The sequence below is a fragment of the Streptomyces sp. BR123 genome (assembly GCF_013401435.1).
In the GTDB taxonomy this organism is placed as follows: domain Bacteria; phylum Actinomycetota; class Actinomycetes; order Streptomycetales; family Streptomycetaceae; genus Streptomyces.
Window position 1 is genome coordinate 1 of the sequence record NZ_JACBGN010000550.1, and the last position, 2,032, is coordinate 2,032.

Sequence of the window (2,032 nt, forward strand, 5' to 3'; positions counted from 1 at the left end):
CCCCACCACCGCCCGCCCCATCACCGCGCTCACCGGCACCGCGCCCGTCGCCGTCCTCGCCCTCCTCCTGGCCTTGCTGGCCCTGCTCGCGGCCGCGCCCGCCGCCCGCGCACACGAGGAGCGCCCCGTGACCTTCCCGGACGGCTCCGGATCCGTACCGCAGTACCGCGCGACCGAGCCCGACCTGCTCGTCTGCAAAACCGACCGGCCCGCCTTCGAGCGCCGGATCGCCGCGTTTCCCGAAGCCCTGCGGCAGCGCAACCTCACCCTGTACGAGCGCTGCGAGAAGACCGGCTACCGGCACCTGCAGGAAGCCGTCGACGCCGTGGACCGGCCCGGCATGAACATCGCGATCCTCCCCGGCCTGTACGAGGAGGAGCCGTCCCTGCCGCGGCCGGCGGGGGAGTGCGCCGCCCTGAAGGCCCCCGACTCCGCGCTCGGCTACCAGATCCTGTCGTACGAGCAGCAGGCGCGGTGCCCGCACAACCAGAACCTCGTCGCCATCCTCGGCAAGAAGAACCTGCAGATCGAGGGCACCGGCGCGACACGGCTGGACGTGATCGTCGACGCGAGGTACCAGAAGCTCAACGCCATCCGCGCCGACAAGTCCGACGGCATCTACTTCCGCAACTTCACCGCCCAGCGCACCACCTTCAACTCCCTGTACGTCCTCGCCGCCGACGGGTTCGTCATCGACGACGTACTGACCCGCTGGAACGACGAGTACGGCTTCCTGACCTTCGCCAGCGACCACGGGCTGTACAAGAACTGCGAGTCGTACGGGAACGGCGACTCCGGTATCTACCCCGGCAGCGCCTCCGACATCAACGACGGCCGCGGCTACGACGTCCCCCGCTACTCCATCGAGATCACCGGCTGCCGCAGCCACCACAACATGGTCGGCTACTCCGGCACCGCCGGGGACTCCGTATGGGTGCACGACAACGAGTTCGACCAGAACATGGGCGGCGCCTCGATGGACAGCGCCTTCCCCGGGCACCCCGGACTCCCGCAGAACCACGCCAGGTTCGAGCGGAACCTGATCCACGACAACAACCAGGACTACTACCGGCACGTCGCCGACGGCACCTGCGCCAAACCGCCCGTCGAGCGCGGCTACGAGCAGGGCGTGGTCTGCCCGCAGATCTCCATGCCGCCGGGCACCGGCATCATCACCGCGGGCGGCAACTGGAACATCTACGAGCACAACTGGGTGTACGGGCACCGGCGCGCCGGCTTCTTCCTCTCGGCCGTGCCCGCGTTCATCCGGGGCGAGGAGGAATGGTCCAAGCAGGCCGACACCTCGCACCACAACCGGTACGCCGCCAACATCCTCGGCAGGGACAAGTCCGGCGCCGTCCGCCCCAACGGCATGGACGTGTGGTGGGACGGCCAGGGCCGCGGCAACTGCTGGCAGCCCGGCCCCGACGGCTCCACCCCGGGCAGGCTCCCGGAATGCGGGGAGCGCCGGGGCGCCGTGTCCGGTGGCTCGCACCGGCTGGTCGGCGAACCGGTGAAACTCGCCCAACTGCTCGTCTGCGCCGACTACAACGTGCAGGCCAGGCGCCTCCCGGCCGGCTGCGACTGGTACGGGGCGCGCGGCCCGGCCCGCGTGGAGACCCAGATCGCGCTGGCCGCGGCGCTGGTGCTGCTGCTGGTCGGCGGGGTGCTGTGGTGGCGCCGCCTGCGGCACTCCCGCCTGGGCACGGCCGCCTCGTTGCTCGGCCTGGCCGGGCTGGCCCTCGACGTGGCCGGCTCCACCATGCCGCTCACCCCCACCGCCGTCCCGGCCGTCGCCCTGCTCCTGCTCGGCCTGTGGTGGACGGGCGTCGGCTTCGCCCTGCGCGCCGACCGCCCCTGGCTGGCGCGCCTCACCCTGCTCCTGGCGGGGCTGACCCTGCTCGACGCCTTCGACAAGGCCGTCCTGATGATTCCCTGGACCCCGGTCAGCCCCGCCTGGGCCCGTGCCCTGGCCGCCGCCGTGTGGATCCTCTGGGCCGCAGCGGCTTCCACCCGCCGCCCGACCCACCCC

The 2,032-nt window shown here is 71.9% G+C and carries 1 protein-coding gene; it reads left to right on the forward strand.

Annotated features, from left to right (window positions below; genetic code table 11):
* Positions 1-67: 67 nt before the first annotated feature.
* Positions 68-2,032: right-handed parallel beta-helix repeat-containing protein (locus HYE82_RS36155; RefSeq protein ID WP_218783445.1), on the forward strand; the 1,965-nt coding region annotated here is incomplete at its 3' end.